Raw genomic sequence first — 19,312 nt, 5'->3', positions numbered from 1 at the left:
CCGTCAATCCCTCGGACTCGGCATGTGCGGGTCTGATTCCCCGTCCCGGTTGCCCATGACGACCCGCGCTCCCGAAACGCTCGGCCCCACGCGCTACGCCCGAGGTCCGGTCCGCAGCACGCCACCGGGCACGTTGACCCAGCTGTATTTCGACACGCTGCAGCGCTTCGACAAGCCGGATGCCTTTCGCACGCGCGTCGGCCAGGGACAGTGGCAGGCCATGTCGCATGCCGCGTTCGCCGAGCGCGTGCAGCACGTGGCGCTGGGCCTGCAGTCGCTCGGCGTGCAGCGCGGCGATCGGGTCGCGCTCTTGTCGGAGAACCGGCCCGAGTGGGCGATCGCGGACTGGGCATGCCTAACGACAGGCGTCGCCGACGTGCCGATCTACCCGACCCTCCCCGCGGAACAGGTCCCGTACTTGCTCTCGGATTCGGGGGCCGTGGCGATCTTCGTGTCGAGCATCGCGCAAGCGGAGAAGGTGGGGAGCATCCGGGGACAGGTGCCGGGGCTGCGGACCGTGATCGGCTTTGACGAATCCACCCGTCCCTTTGTGGACGCGGTGCTCGGCGACGTGGAGACCCGGGGGCGTGCCGCCGCCACGGCGGAGGCCGTTGCCGCGTGGGAGTCCGCGGCGCGCACCGTCCAGCCATCGGACCTTGCGACGATCATCTACACATCCGGAACGACTGGCGCGCCCAAAGGGGTGATGCTGTCGCACGACAACTTCTACTCCAACATCATCGCCACGCGGAACGTGGTGCCGATGACGGGGAATGATGTTGCGCTCTCCTTCCTGCCCCTCAGCCACATCTTCGAGCGCACCGGCGACTACTGGTTCTTCGTGACCGGCACCTCGATCGCCTATGTCGAGTCGGTCGACCTCGTGCCGATTGCGATGTCCGAGGTGCGCCCGTCGATCGCGATGTCGGTCCCGCGGCTCTACGAGAAGATGTATGCACGCGTGCTGGAGAATGCGCTCGCCGGTGGCGGGCTCAAGAAGCGCATCTTTTTCTGGGCGCGCGCGGTCGGTGAGCGCTGCACGGCCCTCGCCGCCGCGGGGCAGCCTATCCCGGGCTTCCTTGCCTGGCAGTATGGGCTCGCCAAGCGACTCGTCTTCTCCAAACTGCAACAGCGGACCGGCGGACGCCTGCGGTACTTTGTCTCCGGCGGCGCGCCACTGGCGCCCGAGATCAACGCGTTCTTCAATGGCGCCGGCCTGACGATCCTGGAGGGTTACGGACTCACCGAGACCTCTCCGGTGATCTCGGTCAACACGCCCGTGGCGCAACGGGTCGGGACGGTCGGCCGGATGGTGGAGGGCGTGGAGGTCCTGATTGCGGATGACGGAGAGATCCTCACCCGGGGGCCGCATGTCATGCAGGGGTACTTCAACAAGCCCGATGCCACGCGTGAGGCCATCGACACGGACGGCTGGTTCCACACGGGTGATATCGGGGTCCTCGAGGACGGTTTCCTGCGGATCACCGACCGCAAGAAGGACCTGATCGTGACGGCGGGCGGCAAGAACATCGCGCCGCAGCCGATCGAGAACCTGGTCAAGACCAACAAGTACGTCTCCCAGGTGGTCATGATCGGCGACCGGCGCAAGTTCCCGGTGATGCTCGTGGTGCCAAACTTCGAGCAGCTGGAGAAGTGGGCGAAGTACAAGGAGCTGATCTGGACCGACCGGGCCCAGCTGCTGCAGATGCCCACCGTGCAGGCCAAGATGGACCAGGAAGTGCGGTCCCACCTGACCGGGCTGGCCTCATTCGAGACCCCCAAGAAGATCGCGCTCCTCGAGCATGATTTCTCCGTCGAGTCCGGCGAGCTCACTCCCACCCTGAAGGTCAAGCGGCGGGTGATCGACCAGAACTATCGTGCGCTGATCGACGCATTGTATGAAAGCGGCAAGGAGTAGTCCGCGCGGACAGCGGTTCCCGGCACGCGCCGGGGCCGCGTGTCGTCGGTCCGTCCCTGGGGCGTGATGTCCGACTTCTATGCCGGGCGCCGCACGTTGTTCGCCGATATCGGCGGACTCCTCGGCCTTGGCCTCGGCGCCATCGCCGCTGCGCTGACCGTGTGGAAGGTCCTCGCGACCGGCTTTCGCACCGGGGAGATGGAGAAGGCGTTCGCCACCTTCCTCGCCGCAGTCATCGGGGCGGCCGCGTTAGGCGGCGTGAGCGGACTCGGTGTCGGACGTTGGGCAGGCCGTCGCTGGGAGAGGACCCATCGCGACCGGCGCCCACCTGCCATGGCCGATGAACTCCACACGCCGGCTCCCGTCGTGCCACGCGCCGCCACCCTCAGCACCTTTGCCACGCGACCCCTCGGCGCCGAGACGAGCCGCGCGCTCGCGCTGGTGCAGCCCTCCGCCGCCGGGGCGATCCCCTGGGGTGCGTGGGACGGCCCGCGACTGGTCGCGGTCGCCTGGGTGAGCGGAACCGGTGCGGGTGTGCAGGTCGCGCACGCCGTGACCGACGCCGGGTATGACGTCGATCGGATGGTGCGTGAGATCCGCGCCGCGGCGGCAGGATCGTTGAGCTAGTCGCTGCGGAGCGCGCGCATCGGACCCGCATTGGCCGCGCGGAGCGCCGGGAGGAAGAGCGCCAGGCAGGCGAGGGACGCGAGGAACGCCGTACAGGCGAGGTAGGTCAGCGGATCGCGAGGCGACACGGCCAGCAGGGACGTCGCCGCGGGCAACAGGAGGGCGGCACCCACCAAACCGGCCGCCAGGCCTGACGTGACAAGTCGCAGGGATGGGCCCATCACCTGGCCGATCAGCTGCCGCCGGCTGGCCCCCAGGGCCAGGCGGATGCCGAATTCCCGGGACCGTTGGCCCACAGCATAGGCGATGACGCCGTACAGTCCAACAAGGGTCTGCAGCAAGCCGAGTGCCCCGATCGCGAGGGTGAGCGCCGACCCCAGGCGATACAGGAAGAAGGCCTTACCATCATGCAGGAACGCATGCATCGATCGCAGGTCGCCCACGGCGACGCCGGGATCGATCGCATTCAGCACCCGCCGCATGTCGTCCAGCACGAGCGATGGATCGCCGACGGTCCGGACAAACAGGGTTTGGGTCGGGCCAGGGAACTGCGCATACGGGAGGAAGAACTGGGGCACCGGCTTTTCGGTCGGGAACTCGGAGATGACGCGTGTCACGACCCCCACCACCTCGATCGAGGTACTGTCGCCCGCGATCCGGAAGCGCTGACCCACAACGCTGGTCCGCTCGGGCCAGAATTGGCGCGCCAGCAGGTCGTTGACGATGGCACGTCGAGGGGCAGTGTCGTCGTCGTGCGCGTCGAAGCTGCGCCCCTCCACCTGGCGCAGGCGCAAGGTGGCGAACGCATCCGGCGTCAACGTGTTGATCTGTGCACTGAGATGTCGCGCATTGCCCACCATGCGTCCATCCAGGTGTTGCAGCGAGCGCCCGTTGCCGTTGAATCCCATCGGGACGTCGCGCATCATGCCGACGGAGGCCACCCCGGGGAGTGCCCGCATCCCCTCCTCGGCCCGCCGGAAGAACTCGCGGGACGCCGCCGGCTCGTAGCGCGAGAGGGAAAGGTCCACGGTCGCCATGGCGACCTGCGACGGGTCGATCCCGAGGTCCAGCGAGGTCACCGAGTTGAGCGAACGCAGGAAGAGCGCACCCGCGATCACCAGCACGAGGGAGAAGGTCAACTGCCCCGCCAGGAGGGTATTCCCCAAACGCCGGCGCTCCCTGGTCGCCGTGGTCCGGGCGGCCCCTTCGCGCAGCGCGTCACCGGCGTCGTTGTTGGAACCGCGTAGTGCCGGCGCCACCCCGGTGAGCACCCCGGCGAGCACGGCGATCGCCCCCGCGAAAATCAGGACGGTCCGGTCGAGTCGCACGTCGATCTTGAGGGGAATGTCCGCCGCGAAATCGAGGCCTGCCAACCAGGAGACCACCAGCCACGCCACTGGCAGCGCGATCACCAGGGCACTGACACCGAGCAGCAGGGCTTCGGCGATCAGCTCGCGCGCCACGCGGGATCGCGAGGCCCCGAGCGCCCGACGCACCGCCAGTTCCCCGCGCCGGGCCATGGTGCGCGAGAGGACGAGGTTCCCGACGTTGACACAGGCGATGCCGAGAGCGAGCACGGAGAGACCGAGAAAGGTGCCGGCGATCATCGGAATTTGGTCGGCAATCACGATGACCGGCCGCGCGCGCACCTCGCGTTCCACGAGGAAGGCGTAATCCCCCGCGGCCTCGTCCCGCTCGGGGGCGATCCGTGACGCGAGCACCGCCAGCGCCGACCGTGCATCCGCCACGGTGCGCCCCGGCGCCAGGCGCGCAAAGGTGCGGAGGAAGTCACTCCCGCGGCGGTCCATCTGGGCCTCCGTGCGCACCCCAATCGTCGGAAGCAGCTGAAGGGGCAGAAACGCCTGTGCCTCCACCAGGTGTTCCGTCCCCTGCCACCCGGCGGGTGACACCCCGAGAACGGTGAAGGGGCTGCCATTCAGGAGCACCGTTCGCCCAACGACGGAGGGATCACCGCCGTAGCGCGCCTGCCAGAGAGAGTGCGACAGCACCATCACCGGCTCGCGGCGGTCCTCGTCTGCCTGTGTGAAGAAGCGACCTGCCGCGGGACGGAGGCCGAAGAACGTGAAGTAGTTCCCGGTGACAGCGTTCGCGAACAGCTGGACGGCGCCTTCGCCCCCCTCGTCGCGGATTCCAAGGACTTCGCCCGAGCCGGCGACCACGCCGTCGAAGATGTCGCCCAGCGTCCTGAGGTCGCGGATCGTCGGCAGGGAGAGACTGGGACTGGCGTCCCCGCGACTCCGGACGACCTGGCCGAAGGCGACGAGACGATCTGCGTCAGGCACCGGCAGCGGCCGAAACAGCAAATAGCTGACGATGCTGAAGATTGCCGTCGTCGCGGCGATTCCCAACCCAAGGGTGACCGATGCCGTAAACCAATACAGTGGCCGCCGCGCCAGCGCACGCACCCCGTGCCGAAGGTCGCGTGCCAGGTCCTCCACCCATGCGACTCCACGTTCGTCTCGCATCGCATCACGCGCGACGTTCACCCCTCCGAACGACGCGCGCGCCCGGCGCTGTGCCTCCACCGGCGAAACGCCGGAGGCCACCAACCGCGCGACCTCGCGATCCAGGTGAAAGGACAACTCCGCGTCCATCTCCCGTTCCAGGGCGGCACGCGTGAACAGCGCACGGAGGCGCACCCGAATCTCGGACACCAGTGACATCGGCGTGAACGGCTGGGGGTGAGAGTTCCCTATGCCATCCTACAGGAAGGCGCACAGGCAGGTTTCACGGAGCGCGATCAGGCGCTCGTCATCACCATCTGGACCGCAGCGACGAACCGTTGCCAGTCCTCGGACTCCTCACCGAGGTGGCGGCGGCCAGCTGCCGTGAGCGCGTAAAACTTCGCCTTGCGGTTGTTCTCGCTCTCGCCCCACCGGGCGGAGACCAATCCCTTCCGCTCCAGTCGCTGCAGCGCGGGATACAGTGACCCCTGGTTGATCACGAGGACGTCCCGCGAAAGTCGTCCGATGTGCTGGGCAATTCCCCACCCATGCGTCGACTCGAGGCTGAGCGCCTTGAGGACGAGCATGTCGAGGGTGCCCTGAAGGACGTCAGTCTGCATGGGTCGGGAGACAGGACGCCATCAACGTGGCATCGTTCCTGTAGGATCGCAAGGGGAGATGGGGCTGTCGGCCCGTTCCCCCCTCCGCAGGCCCGTGGACGCTACGGACGTTACGGACGCTTCACGCGCAGGGGGGAGAAGCCGATGCCGTCGGACCCACCCTGGGTCGCCACCGTCTGGACCACGCGAGCGCTCGCGAGGTCAATGAGGACGGCCTGGTTTGCCCCCTTGAGGGTGACGAGCGCCGTCCGGCCATCCGGGAGGAGCGTGACCCCCTGCGGCGAGGCGGGTTGCCCACCCACCGGGGCGATCGGGATGGAAGTGCGAATGCTGCGCCCGGCAACGTCGACGAGATGCACGTGCTCGGAGCCGGGGTCGGTGACAACGGCGGTGCGCCCGTCCCGGGTGATCGCAATCCGGTAGGCGAAGCCAAATCCTTCGATCGCCGTGGTCTTCCCCGACACGGCGTCGACGACGATCACCTGCTTCGCCGAGTTTGCCCCCGCCCACACCTCCCGCCCATCCGGGGTGATCGCGACCCCTTCGACCGCCGTGCCGACCGGGTGCACGGCGCGACGGGTCCGTGACACCAGGTCAATGACCGAGACGCTCCCGCTGCGGAGGTTGGTGGTCGCCGCCACGCGACCGTCCGGGGTCACGGTGACCATGTGGCTGGTCTGCCCTCCCGTCTCGATCGTCGCGGTCACGGCCCCCGACACGAAGTCGACGATCCCGATCACCCCCTTCACCTCCGACGTCACCACGAGTTCGCGGTCTCCGGGCAGGAACGCGATCCCATGCGGACGGGTCAGTGCCGGAACATCGATGCGACGTGCGACCGCCCCACCTGCCACGTCCAGCACGAGGAGCGACTGCCCCACGCCGTTCCGGTCCCCGTACTCCGCGATCACCGCCCAGCGACCATCCGACGACACAGCCACCTCGTGCGGCGCCACGGCCGTGGGGAACACGCCGAGGGATTGCCCCGTCGAGGCGTCAATCAACTGCGCCGTGCCGGTCGTCATGTTGGACGCGACGAGCGTACCCGCGGTCCCCTGCGCGGTGGCGTCAGCCACGGTGTGGAGGATGAGCACCGAAGCGACAACGAGATGAGACGGGCGCATGTGTGGGAGTGGAAGACCCCTCACGTTAACGACGCCGCGCAGGCGCGCCAGTCGTCGTCGCGCTCCGACAGCTGACGTCCCGAGCACGTGTCGAGGCCTCGATGCCGGCACAGCACCCCAAGGTCCTCTCGACACCTGCGGCGACGCGGGCGATCATCCCGCTTCCCCATCGCGTTCCGACATGCGTCGATCCCTGCTCGCCCTTGCAGTCCTGTTGACCCTCGCGCCACGACTCCCAGCGCAGGGGGTGACGGACTTGCGCGACCTCTTTGCCAAGGGATCGCTGGTCCTCGACCGCAACGGCGATGGACATGCGGACGACGTTCCCGCGCGGCTGGTGCTCCCGCCCCGTCCGCCCAGCGCGTCTGTGGCGGCTGCCGCGAACCTGGCTGCCCGACTCGGCTACGAAACGACCGGACTCAACCTCGGGCTCGTGGCGACACAGCCTGCCGCGTCGGCCCCCGTGATCCGGGTGGAAGCGCCCGGCGGACCAGACGCCGCCGACCTCGGCCCCGCGCAAGGCGCCTTCTCCGTCCTGCTCCCCACGTCGGCGTCGGCACAGGGTGGGGCCACCATGAGCGGCGCGGACGCGACCGGGTTGCTCGCCATCAGCGGCTACATCGCCGGCCGCTATCCCTCGGTCTGGTCGATGCGCGGTGCGACCTGGAGCGACGTCGTCCAACGCTACACGCGTTACCTCGAGCAGGAAGGCGTCGCGGGAACGATCCAGCTCACCCGGTTGGTGGTGCAGGACCGTCGCCCCGGGGTCGCCCGGGCCATGCTGAAGGTCCAACTTGGTGATGCAGCCGCGGTGTCCCGGGCGCGTGCAGTGCTGACCCGGCTGGACTCGCTCCTCCGCGACACCACAAGGTCGCGCGCGGGGGCGGCGACGGACAGCACGCGCCCGCGCGTGAGGCCGGCGGACCTTGCCATCCCGGACCTCCACCGCGTGGACCTGTGGCTGGAATCGCCCGGCGCCCGCGTCCTGGTGCACGTGCTTCCGCCGCGCCCCTGGGCGACCGCGCCGAGTCCGGCGGCGACATTCCGCGACGCCCCCGACTTCACCCTGTCGGACCTCTTCACCATCCGTGGGCTCTACCGCGATACCAACCAGGACCTCGTCCCCGATCGTGCCGATATCGCCCTCTCGGTGGGGAACGCCACGGCCCCCACGGCACTCGTCGACCTGGCGGCGCGCCTCGGCCTGGAGACGGCCGGCATGCGGCTGCCGCTGGCCGATGTCGATCGGCAGCACGACGACCTCCCCGACCTCGGCTTTCCCGTGCTGGTCGGCCCGGATCACTTTCACGTCTCCCGGCTGGCGCGCGACTCGCTCCTGCACGTCACCCGCGGCCTCGACCGCCCGGGCACCGGCTTCTTCGAGTTTGTCCGCGGCGGCATCAACCGGCGGCACGGCCTCGTCCTGAGCGGCACGGACGCGGCCGGCGTGGAGGCGATCACCGCCCACGTGGCCCAGCGGCTTCCCTACTTGTGGGAGCACGGCAAGGGCCAATTCGAGCTGGCCACGATCGAGCGCGATGTGCGTCGGTTTGTGCAGGGGCGTGGCACCGGCGGGCAGGTCGCACTCGCGGTGGCCAAGCTGCGGCAGTGGATCGGGCGGCTCCGGGGGAAGTCGCTGGACTCCCTCGCGGTCGAGGTCGTCTCGCAGGAGCGACCGGCTGGCCTCGATGGCTTTCTCGCGCGCGAACTGCGGCAGGCCTTCCCGGCGGCCCGTGGCGGCGCGACGACCTTCCAGTCCGGCTTTGGCGTGGGCAAGGAGGTGCTGCGCGAGGACGTGGAGATCCCGTGGGAGGTGGACGAGTTCCGCCGGCTCTTTCGTGCGGCGCTGCCGCGGCTCGGCACCGGATCGCGCGGGCGTATTGAGCTGCGCGTCAGCGAGCCACCCGAGATCCGCGCACAGCTGACGAACGAGATCGCCGCCGCCCTACGGGAACGCGGCGTGCCGGCGGGGGCCATCGACGTGTCGGTATTGAGCGCCTACAAGCAGGGTTACTCGTGGTTGACCGACCGCATCCTCCCCCAGCTGCGCGGCAAGGGGGTGGCGCGCATCGAGCTGACGTATCACTCGCTCAAGGACTCGAAAGAGGTCCGCTGGCAGGAAATGGAGTCGGACACGCGGTGGCTGCAGGAGCTGTATCCGGTGGATGCCGTCCTGGCGCGCGACCTCGGCATTTCCGACAGCGCCATCACGTTCATCCCGTCTTCTCAGCGGGCCCCGATCTACCGGGTGCGCGCCCTCGATGCCAGCGGCCGAGTGATCCTGGAGCAGGCGTTCGACCCTACCTACGTGGTGCGCCCCTTCTTCGACCTCTTCCCGGACTACGAGAGCGTCCGCGTGACCACCGGATGGCTCACGATCGAGGCCAACGGCACCGCGCTCGTGAACCAGCGCATCCGGACGGACCCGGAAGCGTTCTGGGACCACTTCCAGCAGGTCACGTACAAGCGGCTCGTCGACTACGCCATGGATATCCAGGCGGGACGGCCCTCCCCCGGCAACGCGCCGTACTTCGACGAGTTGCGCGTGGACCTGTCCATGAGCGAGCCGAACTACCGGATCGGCATCGATGAGGAAGTCATCTCGTCGCTGGAGGCCCTCCACGAAGACATCTACTTCGAGACCCTGACCCTCTTCACCTTGCTCGGCAACCGATACGGCGTGGGTGACATGGCCTATCCCGGACGCATCCTGCCGTACATCCAGCCCAACGGTGCCGGCAAACCGGGTCGTGCCCGCATCACCGTGACCGGCAAGGAACGCGGCGTCCCCGAGCTGGTGTTGAGCTGGAAGGAGCGCGGCGGATCCCTCGTGCGCCAGCGCTACCAGCTGGATCCGCTGCCGCTCGATCCCCCGAAACTCCGCGGCCTCGCGGTGACGAGTGGAGCCAGTGAGGTCGCGCGCCTTCTGTTTGAGGTCGCCGCGCTCGACACCATGGACCGGTTCGACGAACTCAAGGCGCGCAGCTCGGAGGCGGGGCTCGACCGGACCTTCACGCCCGCCCCGCTGCTCACGGCGATGTCCGGTGCCCTCACCGACCTGCATGCCGCCGGGATCCTCGAGCAGGAGTTGAGCTATGACCGCGTGGGAGAAATCCTGCTGCGCGTCATCCCGCGCGACACACTGGTGCGCCACCAGCTATTCGCCACCATCCCCAGAAGCCGGCGCCCGGCCTCCACGGCCACCCCGGTCCTTCGCGACCGGACCTTTGCATGGCGCGGCCAACGACTCGTGCAGTGGGATTCGCCGATCCCGCCGGCGGAGAGCGACAGCGTCATGGCCAAGCTGGCGACCTTCCCGAACGTCTCGGTTTACCACGTGGGCAGCTCGTTCCTCGGCCAGCAGGTCTATGCCGCCGATTTCCACCCCGCCTACGACGTGCGGTATCGCTCGCAAGCCAAGCTGAACGCGCTTAAGCCCACCCTGGTGATCTCGGGCCGGCAGCACGCCAACGAGGTCTCGAGCACAAGCCACATCCTGCGCTTTGGCGAACTGCTGGCGACGGACTCCACGTATCGACGCATGCTGGACAAGGTCAATGTGGTCCTGCACCCCATCACCAACCCGGACGGGGCGCGTTTGGCGGTCGAGATGCAGCGCACCAACCCGGACTTCATGCTCCATGCCGGATACCTCGGTGCATTAGGCGTGGACGCTACGGCCGGGGCCAACAATCCCGATGGTCTCTACCCCGAATCGCGCGTGCGTCCACGACTGATGGACACCTGGTTGCCCGATGTCTTCGTCAACATGCACGGATACCCCACCCACGAGTGGGTTCAGTACTTCGCGGGATACAGCGCCTGGGTGCGCAGCCGTCAGGGCGCACAGCGCTCGTGGTGGGCCCCGCGCGGGTGGTTCATCCCGGGATACTCCTGGGTCGACGACCCCCGATACCCCGAACTGAAGACGGCCCAGTTTGCTGTGCTCGACTCGCTCGCGGCGTCGATCACTCGACTTCCCGACATGGAGGCCATCAACCGACGCCAGTACGCCAGGTACCGGAAGTACGGCCAGCAGGACGTGGAGAACTTCCGGGAGTACTTCCACAACGGGGTGCTCGTGTCGCTCGCCCTGCGTGGCGCACGGGAGGCCACCGGCGTAGGGGTCAACAACCCGCGGGTGAACTACATCAACATCACCACCGAGGCACCCGATGAAACGGCGCGCGGCGCGTGGCTGCAGACGGTGGCTGGTGCAGGACTGGCCCACAGCACCGCCCTCCTCCGGTACCTGGCCGGCGGTATCAATGACGTCCGGCGCGAGTCCGCCGAATACGATGGGTTCGTCAGCCGCAGCGTCTTCCGGCGCAAGCCGGTCGTCCCGCCTGCGACGCCCGGCTCCCCTCCGCGTTAGGCGCTGGCAGGTTATGCGGCCCGGCGTTCGCGCTGGGTCGCATACCCCACCAACAACCCGACCAGGGATCCCGGGAGCATGATCTCCCAGAAGTAGCCCGGGCTGTTGGGCTCCAGCGACTGCAGGTAGACGATCACCCACGCCAGGGCGGCGCCCACCCCGAGCCCGAACACCATCCCCATCGTAAGGGACTTCACCCGAGTCGCGAACCAGCCGATGAGCACGCCGGCGAGCACCCCCTTGAACGTCGAGCCAACCACGATCCCGAGAATCCCCGGCGCGCTCTCTGGCGCCGAGACGAGTGAACTGAGGCCATCGAGGGCGCCGAGAACCGCGCCCAATGCCATGCCATAAACCGGCTTCTTCATGAGATACGCTCCGTGAGGTTCGTCCCCTGATACAACGGCACCACCGCAGTCCTTTAGCGCCGAAACCACAGGAGGATCAGCGCGCGCACCACGAGGTATACGCCGACCAGGCTTAGCGCCAGCCGATGGCGGTCGGCGAACCGACCGACGCGTTCCCACCACCGCTCACGGTGCGCGGCAACCGGCTCCCGGTCGAGGTAGGCACCCACGTCTCGACCGAGCGCCGTCACGTCCGCGTAGCGCCCGGCCGGTTCCATCGCCGTTGCCCGGGTGATGATCGATTGCAGTGGAGGCGGGACCTGCGTGACCATCGTCGCCAGGATGCGGCCCAGGGCATACACGTCAGACCGACCATCGGCATCGCGCGCGGCCCCGTGCTGCTCCGGCGCCATGAACCCCGGCGTGCCAAGCACCGCACCGTCGCCCGTCCCCTCACCCTCCGCCGTCCAGTCATCATCGGCGTCGCCCCGCCCCGTCACCTTGGCCACACCCCAGTCGAGGACCAGCACGTCACCAAAGGTCCCCAACATGATGTTGCGCGGCGTGAGGTCGCGGTGGACCACGCCGCGCGCATGCGCAAACGCCACGGTATCGCACACCCGGATGAACGCACGCAAGGCGTCGCCGTGTGCCATGCCGTTCGCGAGACACGCCGCCAACGTCTCGCCGCGCACCAGCTTCATGACGTAGTAGGGACGCCCGTCGGACAGCACCCCGAGGTCATGGACCGGGACGATCCCCGGATGCTCGAGCATGGCGAGCACCGCGGCTTCGCGCTGGAGCCGGAGCAGTGCGCGTTCCGGCACGGCGTCGCGCATCACCTTGAGGGCCGCCTCGCGTGCGAGCACCCGGTCCCGCACGTGGTAGACAATGCCCATCCCGCCACGCCCGAGCTCTCCGAGCAGGGTATACCGCTCCGGCACGACCGGTGTTCCGGGCATGGCCACCTCACGGAGATGATCCAGCGCCGCATCACTCAACGAGCTCACGGTCGTACCCCAAATACGGCCTGCGCCTCGGCAAGGAACTCCTCTTCCGTTCGACATTGGGCCCGGAGGCGATCGAGCACATGACCACGCAATCGGCGGCGGCACCAGTGCAGGTGGTTGGTCACCTGGGTCACGGGGATGCCGAAGCGCGTCGCCAGCTCGGCATATCCCGGTCGCTCAGGGCCACTGTCGACATCGGCCGCGCGGAACACGGCGAGTGGCACGACCTTGCCCAGGCGCTCACATTCAGCTGCGAGCGCGGACAGGGCCTCCTCGAAGAGTCCGCGCAACCACTCCCGCTCGAACCAGGCCTCAACGTCCCCGTCCGTCGATGGGAGTGCCAGCCCTGGCGTGTCCACCGGCACCAGCACGACGTCCCCCCCGCGCTTGAGACGCCCGTCGGCCTTGAACGCATTCCGCACGTGAGAGTCAACGCACAAGCGGACCCAGGTGCGCAAGCGCGCCCGCGATGGGTCGTATTGTGCAAACAGGTCACGCGCGAAGGCCTGGGCGAAGAACTCCTGGGTCAGGTCGCGGGCCGCTTCGGCGTCTACCTGCCACCGGTAGCAGAGGTAGGCGTGAATGGGTCGCCAGTACGCGGCGGCCAAGGCCTCGCGCCCGCGGGCGCGCGCCGCATCGTCGGGGGCCAGCACCTCGCGCACGAGCGAAGGACGTGTCTCGGGGAATCCCGTATGACCCATGGGCGCCAATGTACCTCCGAACTACTGGTCGAAGGCGGCCTGGATCGCGGCAATCAACCGAGCGGCATCAAACGGCTTCTGCATGAACCCCTGGATGGACAGGTCGGCGGGCATCGCTTCCGACGAGAACCCACTCGCCAGGATCACCGGGGTGTCATCGCCGCTCCCGCGCAATTCGCGCAGGGTGTCCGCACCACTCTTCCCCGGCATGGTCATGTCCAGAAGGACCAGGTCGATGCCGTGCGTCGGCTTCCGTTCCATCATGGCTAACGCCGTGGCGCCGTCGCCTGCCTCGAGCACGACCGCGCCCCGCTTGCGCAACAGCCGAACGACCGGTGCCCGCACCCCATCGTCGTCGTCCACGACGAGCACCGTACGCCCCCCAAGGCCACCGGGTGCACGAGGCACATGCGACGGGGCAGGCCCGGGGGCGTCTGCCAAGGGGAAGGCCGCAGCAAAGGTCGTCCCGCGCCCCGAGTGACTGGAGACGACGAGTGCCCCGCGGTGTCCGCGTACCACCCCGACGACCGTCGAGAGCCCGAGTCCACGGCCCGTGCCCTTCGATGAATAAAAGGGGTCGAACACCTGCTGCATCGTGGCCTCGTCCATCCCGATGCCGTCATCGACCACTTCGAGCACGGCGTACGTTCCCGGTTGGCCCACGGCCCCCGTCCGCGACCGTGCGAGCCACTCCGCGTCGAGTTCGGCCCGCCGCGTTCGCAGGAAGACGCGACCGTGCCGGCGCGCCGCGTCAACCGCTTCGGATGCATTCACGACGAGGTTCAGCACCACCTGTCGCACCTGGCTGGGATCGGCGGAAATCCACAGCGGCTCGGTGGCCAGCTCGAGCACGACCGTCACCCGACGTTGCGTGGTGGCTCGCAACAGCTCCTGCATCTCCCGAGCGGACTCCGACAAATCGATCGTGGTCGGCGCCATGAGGCCGCGACCGGCATAGGTCAACATCTGGCGACATAACGCTGCGGCCTCGTCGGCCGTACGGACGATCCCGAGGGCATCTTCGCGCACCCCATCGGTGAGGCCAGGAACCTCGTCGATCAGCTCCGCCCTGGCCCGCATGGCCGCGAGCAGGTTGTTGAAGTCATGCGCAATCCCGCCGGCGAGCAAGCCCAAGCTTTCCATCTTCTCGCTCTGCATGAGCCGCGATTGCATGGCGCGACGGTCCGCTTCGGCGCGTCGGCCGCTCCCAACGAGTGCGGCCGTAATCAGCGTGGGGACAATGGCCACATTGGCGTACAGCCACGTGAGGACCAGGGTCGTCGTGGGAACCGGCACCGCGAGAGGTCCGGCGCTCACGACCGCGGCCGCCATCGCCACCCCCGCCACGAGGAACCCCGACACGGCGGCTCCGAACCCACCGAGTCGCAAGGCCGCCCACTGGAGAAACGGCAACGGCAGGAAGACCAGATGGGTGATCGCGTCGTCCTCAGGTCGCCCACGAAAGGGAACGAAGGCGGTCGCGGCCACGCACACCAGCACCAGGAGCCCCTCCCACGGCGTCCCCGGTGCCGTGGTGTCCCGTCGTCCCAGGGTGAGCCCGACCGGCGTGATCACGAGGATCCCCATGGCGTGCGTCAACCACCACATGAGGAACAGCCGCACCCCACCGTCCGGGGGAATGCCGCCCACCATGCCTAACGCGGCTACGCTGATGGCGGCGGCCGTCCCGGCGGCGACGCCGGACCCCAGCGCGATCAGCAGCAGCACATCCCGCACCCGCCCGAGCCGCCGGTCGAAGCCGGCGCGCCGCAGGAGGTGCACCAGCAGGAACACCTCGACGCCGTTGGCGACCCCGGTCCCCAGCACCATCACGATCCCCCCGCCGGTGACGGCAGTGGCGATCGCCCCGCCAAGCGCGGCGCCCCACCAGACCGGAAACGGCGCGACCAGTCCCGCGATCGCCGCGAGACCGCTCGAGCTCCAGATCACCCGCCGCAGCTCAACACCACCGGTCTCGCCGAGCAGCAGGGTCAGGATCCCGACCCCGGCGTAGACCGCAGCGAGCCCGAGGTTGGCGACGATTTCACGCGTCGGTACGCCCGATCGAGGGACGCCGACCGGCGCGTCGCCCGGTGGTCGGCGACCGGCGTCGCCGGCGCTGGCGCCCTGCCCGTCGTCAGGCACTACGCTCCGCCCGGGTCGCAGGTTCGCTCCTGGCCGGCGCGCGCACGGCAATCCCCGCCCCGCGCAGTTGGTGCGCCAGCGCCGACGCGACGCCCACGGCGTCCGCGCCGTCGCCATGGACGCACACCGTATTCGCCTGCAGGCGAATGACACTCCCATCGCGCGCCACCACCTCACCGGACTCCACCAACCGCACCACTCGTGCAGCGGCCACACCGGCGTCGGCGACCAACGCCCCGGGGACGTGCCGAGGGGTCAGGGAGCCGTCCGGTTCATACGCTCGGTCGGCAAAGACCTCGTGGACCGCGACCAGGCCACACCGCTCCGCTTCCGCGACCATGACGGACCCCGAAAGACCAAAGAAGAAAAGCGTGGGGTCGACATCACGCACCGCCCGGGCGATCGCCGCGGCAAGTGGCGCACGCCGCGCGGCCATGTTGTACAGCGCGCCATGCACCTTCACGTGGGCAACCCGCGACCCGCAGGCGCGCGCAACGCCGGCGAGCGCGCCCATCTGATACACCACGAGGTCGTAGGCTTCCTCGGGCGTGACCTCCATGACGCGACGCCCGAAGCCCGCCAGGTCCGGCAACCCGGGATGCGCCCCGATCGCCACCCCGTGCGCGGCCGCCGCCTCCACCGTGCGCCGCATGACCGTCGGGTCTCCCGCGTGAAAGCCACACGCGATGTTGGCCGAGGAGATGTGGGGCAGGATGGCGTCGTCATCGCCCATGCGCCACGCCCCGAACGATTCCCCCATGTCGCAGTTCAGATCGACGTGTCGCATGCCGCCCCTCACAGGTGGTGGATGGCGAGCCCCGTGACAAGATCATGCATGGTCCGCTCGCGGGCCAGTAAGAGCGCCGCCGCCGCCGCCGGCGTGACCTCCACCAGCTGGAGGCTCGCCCCGGGGGCCAACTGCGCGAGCAGCGACAGGTCAACCTCCGCCACCTGCGCGATTCGTGGGTAACCTCCAACCGTCTGGCGATCGGCCATGAGGATGATCGGTTCCCCGCCCGGTGGCACCTGGATCGTGCCCGCCGTGACGGGCGACGACACCAGTTCCCGCGGTTCCGCAAGCCGAACCGCCCCGCCGTCGAGCCGAATCCCCATCCGGTTCGATCGATCCGTCACGCGCCAGCGGGTGTCCCGCAAGGCGCGACAGGCCTCCAGGGGGAACCAGTCATGCTCCGGCCCGCGCACGATTCGGATGAGCGGGTCGCGCAAGGTCGCCCTGGCGACGTGCGGCGACGCGCCCCACCACGCCACGCGACGACCGGCACCTACCAATCGAGCCCTGGTCCGTGTCGCCCCTGCCGTTTCGACCCCCACCGGAATCACATCGCCGCGCTGCAGGGCCCGACCGGCATGGCCGCCCATGCCGGCCGTGAGATCCGTCGCCCGACTCCCCATCACGCCACTCACCGCAACTCCGCCAGCTATCGCAATGTAGGCCCTGGCCCCGGAATGCCCGCCGGCGAAGGAGAGCGCATCGCCAGGCGCGAGCAGCACCGCCCGCCACCCGGGGACTCCGACACCGTTCACCTGCGCGCCGAGATCTCCACCCGTCACGGCGATCAGGGCGGGCGCCTCCGCGACGAGAGTCGGCCCGGTGAGGGTCACTTCGAGTCCCGCCGCACCCTCCGGGTTACCCACCAGCAGGTTGGCGACACGTAATGCCGTCGGGTCCATGGCGCCGCCGGGTGACACGCCGTGGTGCTGGTATCCCCATCGCCCCAGATCCTGGACGGTGGTCAAGAGGCCGGCTCGCTCCACGCGCAGTGTCACGTCATCCTTCCGGAACGAAGCGCACCCGGTCACCTAGCACGAGCAAGGTCGGTGGATCCTGCGTCGGCGAGAACAGCGACACACTCGTCCGACCGATCAGACGCCACCCGCCGGGAGACGCGAGGGGATAGATCCCCGTCTGGCGTCCACCGATCGCCACCGATCCCGCCGGCACCTGGGTGCGTGGCGACGTCCGTCGCGGCATGGCCAGGCGTTCCGGCAAACCGGCCAAGTACGGAAAGCCGGGACTGAACCCGACCATGGCGACCTCGTAGACCGCCCCCGCGTGGAGGGTGATCACCTCCGATGCGGACAGCCCCGCATGGGCGGCAAGCTCCTCCAGGTCCGGACCGTCAGCGCCGCCGTACCGCACCGGGACGTCGACCAGTCGACCCGGGGGTGGCGTGACGCCCACCAGATCGGCCAACCGACACCGGACCTCGCCGACGACGTCGTCACCGAGCGGGCCTGCGGCATGCAATGCTATCGTGTTATAGGCCGGGACGATGTCGATGATGCCTGGCACCGGTCGACGACGCAGCAGCTCGACAACGGCTCGCACGCGCGCACGCGTGATCGCGTCCATGGCTCCCGGGTCCCCCACCTCGACCAGGAGCACCCGTTCCGAGAGCAATCGCAGGCGGAAGCTTCCACGGGGCCGGGGAAAGGAGACGCACAGTGAGACCGTCAACGGAAGGTGACACCGCGGCTCGCGTCGTCAAGGTTTGATGTCCCGGCGGTGGCGCGGTTCCCGGTGGAAGTTCTCCCGGGTGCGCGGCTACGTTGCGGGAATGACGACTCCATTCCGCCCGGCCCTGCGCGGCGCTTCGTCCCTCCTCCTTCTCGCCACGGTGGCCATCCCTGCCGCGGGCGCCCAATCGCCACTCCGTGCGACCGCGCCGTGCGCCTCCTGCGCGACCTGGAACACGCCACAACCACCGGTGCGCATTCACGGGAACACCTGGTATGTGGGCACCCGGGGGCTGGCGGCCATCCTCATCACCTCAGCCGAGGGCCATGTCCTCATTGATGGGGGTCTCGAGGAGTCCGCACCACTGATTGCCGCCAGCGTGCGCGCCGCCGGGTTTCGCCTCGAGGACATCAAGTTCCTCCTCAACTCCCATGTGCACTACGACCACGCCGGCGGGCTGTCCCTCCTCCAGCGCGCGACCCAGGCGCGGGTGGCGGCACTGCCACCGGCCGCCGCGGTGCTCCGCACCGGTCGCAGCCAACCGAACGATCCACAGCACCGCGAGCCGCTCGGCATCACGCCGGTGCGCCGGGTGGAAGTAGTTCGTGACCTCGACACGGTCCGCGTCGGACGACTCGCGATCACGGCACACCATACCGGCGGCCATACACCTGGCGGTACGACATGGACGTGGTCGGCATGCGACTCCGTGACGTGTCGCGAGATCGTGTATGCCGACTCGCAAAGCCCGATCTCGTCCGATGGCTTCCGTTTCTCCGGATCAGAGGCCGCTACCCTGTTCCGCGCGGGTTACGCGCGGCTTGAGTCACTCTCGTGCGACATCCTCGTCACCCCGCATCCGGACGCGTCGCGCTTCTGGCAGCGGGTCGATGCGCGCGCCGCGGGTGCCGCCGACGCCCTCGTCGATCGCGAGGCGTGTCGGGGCTACGCCACCAACGCGCGCACCGCACTGGCGCGACGCCTCGAGGCCGAACGCACCCCCTAGTTGTTTGGTGTTGCGTCGAGGTGCCAGGCGGTGTGGATCCAGCGACCATGCCGCCGCACAAACACCTCGCTCGCACGACCCGTCGTCGTGGTGGACCCTTCCCCCGCCTTCTGGCCCACAACGAGCCTGAAGGTGGAGTACAGGAGGACGACGTCGCCGTACTGCTGGAAGGCGTTTTCCGGAAACGCGAGGCTTCGCAACACCTGGCCCGTCGCCGCAAACTCGCGCATGCGTTCCATGGTGCGTGCCCGGTCGTTCCAGGGACCGCCGTCCCAACCGATCGCGAGCAGTTCGTCGGGGACGATGCGCTCGAACGCGGCGCCATCGTTGCTGAACCACGCGCGCCAGACCGCGTCACGCAGGTGGAGAAGCTCTGCCTGGGTGGTGGCCTCGGGTTGTGGCCCCAGGGACTGGGCGTCGGCCGGAACGGTCATGATGACGCAGAGGGTTAAGAGGGCGAGCAGTGGACGCATGGATGTACGGATGGTGGCGACA

General features: G+C 68.8%; 15 protein-coding genes. 4 read left to right on the top strand and 11 right to left on the bottom strand.

All coding sequences use genetic code 11. The features are described 5' to 3' along the window. Positions 1-55: 55 nt before the first annotated feature. Together IPK85_26150 and IPK85_26145 are read left to right on the top strand one after the other, a co-directional pair. Positions 56-1,918, top strand: a complete 1,863-nt coding sequence (locus IPK85_26150; protein MBK8250849.1) for a long-chain fatty acid--CoA ligase — start codon at positions 56-58, stop codon at positions 1,916-1,918. Positions 1,919-1,984: 66 nt separating this feature from the next. Further along, complete coding sequence (locus IPK85_26145) at positions 1,985-2,545, top strand: hypothetical protein (GenBank protein ID MBK8250848.1); 561 nt, start codon at positions 1,985-1,987, stop codon at positions 2,543-2,545. Here IPK85_26145 and IPK85_26140 read toward each other — a convergent pair. From IPK85_26140 to IPK85_26130, 3 genes are all read right to left on the bottom strand, one after another. Beyond that, a complete protein-coding gene (locus tag IPK85_26140; protein MBK8250847.1) occupies positions 2,542-5,229 on the bottom strand; it encodes an ABC transporter permease in 2,688 nt (895 codons plus the stop codon). The two genes, IPK85_26145 and IPK85_26140, sit on opposite strands and share 4 nt — an antisense overlap. A 77-nt stretch (positions 5,230-5,306) precedes the next feature. Further along, positions 5,307-5,630 carry a PadR family transcriptional regulator gene (locus IPK85_26135; GenBank protein MBK8250846.1) on the bottom strand — a complete coding sequence of 108 codons (324 nt, stop codon included), beginning with the start codon at positions 5,628-5,630 and terminating at the stop codon, positions 5,307-5,309. Between the two features lie 110 nt (positions 5,631-5,740). Then, the gene (locus tag IPK85_26130; protein ID MBK8250845.1) at positions 5,741-6,754 is read right to left on the bottom strand and encodes a YncE family protein; all 1,014 of its coding nucleotides are present in this window, start codon (positions 6,752-6,754) and stop codon (positions 5,741-5,743) included. Between the two features lie 181 nt (positions 6,755-6,935). Between IPK85_26130 and IPK85_26125 the strand changes: the two genes are divergently transcribed. Beyond that, the gene (locus IPK85_26125; GenBank protein ID MBK8250844.1) at positions 6,936-11,129 is read left to right on the top strand and encodes a hypothetical protein; all 4,194 of its coding nucleotides are present in this window, start codon (positions 6,936-6,938) and stop codon (positions 11,127-11,129) included. An 11-nt stretch (positions 11,130-11,140) separates the two neighbouring features. Here the strand turns inward: IPK85_26125 and IPK85_26120 are convergent, their stop codons facing one another. From IPK85_26120 to pxpB, 7 genes are read right to left on the bottom strand one after another with little or no spacing between them, the layout of a single operon-like run. Continuing rightward, positions 11,141-11,497: a hypothetical protein gene (locus IPK85_26120; protein MBK8250843.1), complete on the bottom strand. Its 357-nt coding sequence runs from the start codon at positions 11,495-11,497 to the stop codon at positions 11,141-11,143. Positions 11,498-11,550: 53 nt separating this feature from the next. Then, positions 11,551-12,486 carry a serine/threonine protein kinase gene (locus IPK85_26115; protein ID MBK8250842.1) on the bottom strand — a complete coding sequence of 312 codons (936 nt, stop codon included), beginning with the start codon at positions 12,484-12,486 and terminating at the stop codon, positions 11,551-11,553. Then, a complete protein-coding gene (locus tag IPK85_26110) occupies positions 12,483-13,187 on the bottom strand; it encodes a sigma-70 family RNA polymerase sigma factor (GenBank protein MBK8250841.1) in 705 nt (234 codons plus the stop codon). Before IPK85_26110 ends, IPK85_26115 begins: the two co-directional genes overlap by 4 nt. A gap of 21 nt (positions 13,188-13,208) precedes the next feature. Then, on the bottom strand, positions 13,209-15,332 hold the full coding sequence (locus IPK85_26105) for a response regulator (GenBank protein MBK8250840.1): 2,124 nt from the start codon (positions 15,330-15,332) through the stop codon (positions 13,209-13,211). Beyond that, on the bottom strand, positions 15,325-16,119 hold the full coding sequence (locus IPK85_26100) for a LamB/YcsF family protein (protein ID MBK8250839.1): 795 nt from the start codon (positions 16,117-16,119) through the stop codon (positions 15,325-15,327). The genes IPK85_26105 and IPK85_26100 overlap by 8 nt, the downstream gene beginning before the upstream one ends. Positions 16,120-16,127: 8 nt before the next feature. Next, positions 16,128-17,120: a biotin-dependent carboxyltransferase family protein gene (locus IPK85_26095; GenBank protein MBK8250838.1), complete on the bottom strand. Its 993-nt coding sequence runs from the start codon at positions 17,118-17,120 to the stop codon at positions 16,128-16,130. A gap of 1 nt (position 17,121) precedes the next feature. Next, the gene (pxpB, locus tag IPK85_26090; protein ID MBK8250837.1) at positions 17,122-17,760 is read right to left on the bottom strand and encodes a 5-oxoprolinase subunit PxpB; all 639 of its coding nucleotides are present in this window, start codon (positions 17,758-17,760) and stop codon (positions 17,122-17,124) included. A 151-nt stretch (positions 17,761-17,911) separates the two neighbouring features. Here pxpB and bla point away from each other — a divergent pair, with 151 nt between their 5' ends. Next, complete coding sequence (gene bla, locus IPK85_26085; protein MBK8250836.1) at positions 17,912-18,817, top strand: subclass B3 metallo-beta-lactamase; 906 nt, start codon at positions 17,912-17,914, stop codon at positions 18,815-18,817. Here bla and IPK85_26080 read toward each other — a convergent pair. Next, positions 18,814-19,290: a nuclear transport factor 2 family protein gene (locus tag IPK85_26080; protein ID MBK8250835.1), complete on the bottom strand. Its 477-nt coding sequence runs from the start codon at positions 19,288-19,290 to the stop codon at positions 18,814-18,816. The two genes, bla and IPK85_26080, sit on opposite strands and share 4 nt — an antisense overlap. Between the last annotated feature and the right edge of the window lie 22 nt (positions 19,291-19,312).

Source organism: Gemmatimonadota bacterium (genome assembly GCA_016712265.1).
Classification (GTDB): domain Bacteria; phylum Gemmatimonadota; class Gemmatimonadetes; order Gemmatimonadales; family Gemmatimonadaceae; genus RBC101.
Note: the sequence above shows the minus strand (reverse complement) of the source record. Positions and strands in the feature narration are given on the sequence as shown.

Coding starts and splice junctions, on each gene's coding strand:
- IPK85_26100 (MBK8250839.1), bottom strand. CDS start 16,119: ATGCGACACGTCGATCTGAACTGCGACATGGGGGAATCGTTCGGGGCG.
- IPK85_26140 (MBK8250847.1), bottom strand. CDS start 5,229: ATGTCACTGGTGTCCGAGATTCGGGTGCGCCTCCGTGCGCTGTTCACG.
- IPK85_26130 (MBK8250845.1), bottom strand. CDS start 6,754: ATGCGCCCGTCTCATCTCGTTGTCGCTTCGGTGCTCATCCTCCACACC.
- bla (MBK8250836.1), top strand. CDS start 17,912: ATGACGACTCCATTCCGCCCGGCCCTGCGCGGCGCTTCGTCCCTCCTC.
- IPK85_26150 (MBK8250849.1), top strand. CDS start 56: ATGACGACCCGCGCTCCCGAAACGCTCGGCCCCACGCGCTACGCCCGA.
- IPK85_26110 (MBK8250841.1), bottom strand. CDS start 13,187: ATGGGTCATACGGGATTCCCCGAGACACGTCCTTCGCTCGTGCGCGAG.
- IPK85_26120 (MBK8250843.1), bottom strand. CDS start 11,497: ATGAAGAAGCCGGTTTATGGCATGGCATTGGGCGCGGTTCTCGGCGCC.
- IPK85_26145 (MBK8250848.1), top strand. CDS start 1,985: ATGTCCGACTTCTATGCCGGGCGCCGCACGTTGTTCGCCGATATCGGC.
- IPK85_26135 (MBK8250846.1), bottom strand. CDS start 5,630: ATGCAGACTGACGTCCTTCAGGGCACCCTCGACATGCTCGTCCTCAAG.
- IPK85_26080 (MBK8250835.1), bottom strand. CDS start 19,290: ATGCGTCCACTGCTCGCCCTCTTAACCCTCTGCGTCATCATGACCGTT.
- IPK85_26125 (MBK8250844.1), top strand. CDS start 6,936: ATGCGTCGATCCCTGCTCGCCCTTGCAGTCCTGTTGACCCTCGCGCCA.